3 protein-coding genes and 1 pseudogene are annotated in these 4,496 nt (G+C 44.1%); 3 read left to right on the top strand and 1 reads right to left on the bottom strand.

Translation table 11 applies throughout. The features are described from left to right. Positions 1-451: 451 nt before the first annotated feature. Both FWJ59_RS08225 and FWJ59_RS08220 read left to right on the top strand, forming a co-directional pair. A complete protein-coding gene (locus FWJ59_RS08225; protein WP_414481465.1) occupies positions 452-2,332 on the top strand; it encodes a sialate O-acetylesterase in 1,881 nt (626 codons plus the stop codon). A gap of 25 nt (positions 2,333-2,357) precedes the next feature. Further along, complete coding sequence (locus FWJ59_RS08220) at positions 2,358-3,155, top strand: polysaccharide deacetylase family protein (protein WP_414481464.1); 798 nt, start codon at positions 2,358-2,360, stop codon at positions 3,153-3,155. A 121-nt stretch (positions 3,156-3,276) separates the two neighbouring features. Here the strand turns inward: FWJ59_RS08220 and FWJ59_RS08215 are convergent, their stop codons facing one another. Next, on the bottom strand, positions 3,277-3,756 hold the full coding sequence (locus tag FWJ59_RS08215) for a DUF2383 domain-containing protein (RefSeq protein WP_414481463.1): 480 nt from the start codon (positions 3,754-3,756) through the stop codon (positions 3,277-3,279). 560 nt (positions 3,757-4,316) lie between these two features. On the opposite strand from FWJ59_RS08215, the pseudogene FWJ59_RS08210 reads away from it, so the two are divergent. Beyond that, positions 4,317-4,496, top strand: a pseudogene (locus tag FWJ59_RS08210) (hypothetical protein); the annotation flags it as partial.

Raw genomic sequence — 4,496 nt, 5'->3', positions numbered from 1 at the left:
ATCACCACGCCGTGCCTGTGGGTCTCCAGATATACCTTCCCCACTTTGACGTGCTTTTCAATCCACTCAAAGCGCTTTGCAAACTCATCCAAGTCGGTAATGCCGATCAAATCGCCCACAGGACAATAGATGGCTGCCGTAAAATTTTTGTACCCTTTCATCGACATACTTCCCTACCCCCCTAAATTATCAATATAGTTTTCGCATTCGGATAGTGGCCGTCAATTGAAATTAAAATGAAATGCTTTTTGATTTATTATAAATATTAACACAATTCTATACAACATGGCGCTCAACCCCGTATGAACCCTTGTTATTTTTAGAGTAGCGTGTTAAAATTTAATCGAACTGGAAAGCAATTAAATAATTGTCGGAATTATCAAAAAAGTCATGGCATAAGGGCGTATAATGCGGGATACTGCATAAACCAACTTCAAAGAGGGGATTGATTATGGCACTCAGATTGCCCCGACTTATAAGTGATGGTATGGTATTACAAAGGGATAAGGATATAAAGATCTGGGGGTGGGCCTTACCGGGCGAAACTGTAACGGTCAGTTTTATGGGCCAAACTTATAGTTCCACGGCTGACGCCAAAGGAAAATGGGAGGTACTCCTGCCCAAATTGCCAGCCGGTGGACCCCATTCAATGGAAATAACGGCATCCCAGCAACGCATTATCGTGAAGGATATATTAATCGGAGATGTCTGGGTCTGTTCCGGGCAGTCAAACATGGTTATACCTATGGAAAGGGTAAAAGATATCTATGAGGATGAGATAGCGCATTGTGACAACCCTTTAATAAGGCAGTTTACAGTCCCTGACAGATATGATTTTAACGGGCCCAGAGAAGATCTGGATGGTGGCATTTGGGAACCGCTGAATGCCGATACCGTCCTGAGATTTTCAGCAGTGGGATATTTCTTTGCAAAAGCCTTGTTTGCAAAATACGGTATTCCCATAGGTTTGATAAAGGCATGCGTTGGCGGGACACCGATAGAGGCCTGGATGAGCGAAGAAGTGGTAAGGCAATTCCCCGGAAACATGGAAATAGTGGAGCAGCTGAGGGTTGACGGATACATAGACACCATAAAACAGATGGAAGAAGCCAAAGTCCGTGCCTGGTATGAAAGCATAGACGAAAACGACAAGGGAATCCAAAAAGACCATGTACCTTGGTTCGCCCCGGAATATGATGCATCGGATTGGGCAAGGGTGAAACTGCCGGCCTCATGGAAAGAAATGGGACTGGATTCGATAAAGGGAGCGGTATGGTTCAGGAAGGAAATCGATGTACCTGCCTTCATGGCCGGTAAACCCGCAAAGCTTTATATGGGTACTATAGTGGACAGCGACCGGACTTATGTCAACGGCGTTTTAGTGGGTTCCACTTCATACCGCTATCCTCCTCGAAAATATGAGGTTCCTGCCGGCCTTCTCAAAGCGGGCAAAAATGTAATTACTGTAAGGGTCATAAGCAACGACGGCAATGGTGAATTCGTAAAGGGCAAGATATACAAGCTTTTTGGCCATGGCTATGAAATTAACCTGGAAGGGGAATGGCAGTACAGGGTAGGAGCGGCAATTGATGAACCGTTACCGACTGTGACCTTCTTTCAATATAAGCCCACCGGACTATTCAACGGCATGATCGCCCCGCTTTTGAACTACGGTATCAAGGGCGTCATATGGTACCAGGGCGAATCCAACACCGATGATCCTAAAGGATACTGCGAAAAGTTCTGTGCCATGATAGCCGACTGGAGGAAGAAATGGGGGCAGGGCGATTTTCCCTTCCTCTATGTGCAGCTGGCAAACTTCATGGAGGCAAAAGATCAGCCTTCCGAAAGCCAATGGGCCCAGCTGAGAGAAGAACAGCGAAGGGCGCTGTGCCTTCCCAATACGGGTATGGCCGTGGCCATTGACCTTGGAGAATGGAATGACCTGCATCCGTTAAACAAAAAAGATGTGGGAGAAAGGCTTGCCCTACTTGCCCGAAAGCTGGCATACGGCGAAAAAGACCTGGTGGCCTCAGGCCCACTTTATAAATCCATGAGGGTAGAAGGTAACAAAGCTATAATCGAGTTTTCCAATATAGGCAGCGGATTGATGGTAAAAGGCGGTGGTCAGCTAAAGCACTTTGCAATAGCCGGCCGAGATAAAAAGTTCGTATGGGCAAAGGCCATCATAGAAGATGATCGCGTAGTAGTTTGGCACGATGATATTCCAAATCCCGTTGCAGTACGGTATGCATGGGCCGATAACCCGGAGGGAGCTAACCTTTACAACAGGGAAGGCTTGCCCGCTTCGCCCTTTACAACTGAAGAATAAAATGCTGTTTAACGAGGTGATAACGATGAACATCAAATTCGATCTGTTCCCTCACGGAAAAACAAAAGCCTTGACCATGAGCTACGATGATGGACAGATATTTGACAGAAGGTTGGTTGAAATTTTTAACAGGTACGGAATAAAGGGGACTTTCCATTTAAACTCTGGGAATCTGGGAAAGGAGCCTTTTGTTTCGCCAGATGAGGTAGCGCAGCTATACCATGGCCACGAGGTATCAGTTCACACAAGAACCCATCCATTTTTAGATTGTATACCCGTTGAAGCAGTAGTGGAAGAAATAATGGAGGACAGAAAGGCCCTGGAGTCCTTAGTTGGATACCCCGTAAAAGGAATGTCCTATCCCTTTGGGGTCTACAACCAAAAGATTGTAGACATGCTGCCCGGCCTGGGCATTGAATACGCAAGGACCGTTACATCCCATAAAGATTTTCGTATACCCGATAACTTTTTAACCTGGTCGCCAACTTGCCACCATAACGATAATTTAATGGAGATGGGACGAAGGTTTCTGGAGTATAAATATGAAGGAAAGCTAAAGCTTATGTATGTATGGGGACACAGCTTCGAATTTGAAAGGCAGAATAACTGGCAGCTTATAGAAGATTTTTGTAAGCTTATGTCAGGCAGGGAGGATATCTGGTACGCTACCAATATCGAGATAGTAAGATACATAAAAGCGCTAAGAGCCCTTGAATTCTCGGCAAAAGGGGATGTAGTATATAACCCCTCGGCCATATCCGTTTGGTTGAAAGTAGACAATCAGCCCGTTGAGATAAAAAGCGGTCAAACCGTAAGGCTGTAAAGCGGCCGTACAGTTCGAAAATATCATAAAAGCCGTTGGTGAAGGGCTTTATATGCCCTTCATTTTATTATGGGCAGTTATCCAGGATAAGAGCCAGTATAGATAGACTGTGGTGATACCGTTATTGTACAATTAATATTGAGTATGAAATGTCGCGATTATCTGTTATTGACTTTAGCAGGCTCTTTAGCTTCTCGATCGATTTTCTGTCGTTGTTCAGTATTTCGCCTACAACGTCCCTCGACCTGTCGTCTAGGTTGCCCCTTAGGACTTTCTCGGCCATGTTGACCCCTTGAGTTTCCCCTTCAATGGCCTTTTCTATGATCTTGGCCGTATCCGGGTGAGACCCCAAATCCATATTGATTTTTATTTCCCCCATCTTTCTCTTCAGCCCCAGATTCTCCTCCGGCTTTCCCCCGATATCCTGAATATAACTTGCCAATCTGCTTATGTTTTCCCTGTGCTGTTTCTGTACTTCTTTGAAAACCTGCCTGACATTCTCTTCATCCAACCTGGATAAAAAGTTGTTAAAGCTCTCAACTGCCATATATTCTCCCTGTAATAGCTGGTTTAGGGATTTTATGGCCTCACCGTTGTGCATCCTTTATCCTCCTTGTCATAACCTTATTCTAACCATTATTTTTTACTTAAAGAAAAAATTTAATGCGAAAATTTAGCTTCGAACACACGGCTTAACCCCGCCCTTCTTTTCTTTCCAACATAAGCAAAGCCTATAAAAGGGGTAACCGAATTGGCCTGCATAATTCAATGCATAACCCTTAAACCAGCTATCAAACGCCTGAAGTAAATATGAGTGATGCCGTTTTAGAGGCGATAAAAAATTTACCGGTTAAAGAAAATACCGATGGTCCTTGGGCACTTGCCGGCGTATTGCAATATGGAATTTTCATATAACTTTCGATAAGAGCAACGTAAAATACAATGTATACCAGTATAGTAATTAATAGTACAGGTTATGGCTAATTCAGAAAAAGCGGTAGGGATCTACTAAAAACCCGTTAGCAATTTAATACCTGGGAGGGTGGCATCCATAAAAAGCATTAAAGCGCCATTGCTATCGATATTCAAAAAGGCGCCTTTCCCGGCCATAATAACGATAATCTCCTTCGTTCTATTTACGGGGTATATGCCCTTGTAATCATGGAAACAGTGGAACCGTACTATCTCGAAGGCTTAATATTCGCCGTACCCTTTATAGCCTTTGGACTGGTCACCTTTTTTACCGTAAACGAAAAGTTAAAAATGGGCATTTCATCTGCCATAACAGCCGTATTGATCGTCGTTTTGGGCTTTACATCGTTATTGGCGTTTATATATATA

The sequence above is a fragment of the Caldicoprobacter sp. genome, from assembly GCF_047459465.1.
Taxonomy (GTDB): Bacteria; Bacillota; Clostridia; order Caldicoprobacterales; family Caldicoprobacteraceae; genus Caldicoprobacter.
This window is presented reverse-complemented; position numbering and strand designations above follow the sequence as displayed.

Coding starts and splice junctions, on each gene's coding strand:
- FWJ59_RS08220 (WP_414481464.1), top strand. CDS start 2,358: ATGAACATCAAATTCGATCTGTTCCCTCACGGAAAAACAAAAGCCTTG.
- FWJ59_RS08225 (WP_414481465.1), top strand. CDS start 452: ATGGCACTCAGATTGCCCCGACTTATAAGTGATGGTATGGTATTACAA.
- FWJ59_RS08215 (WP_414481463.1), bottom strand. CDS start 3,756: ATGCACAACGGTGAGGCCATAAAATCCCTAAACCAGCTATTACAGGGA.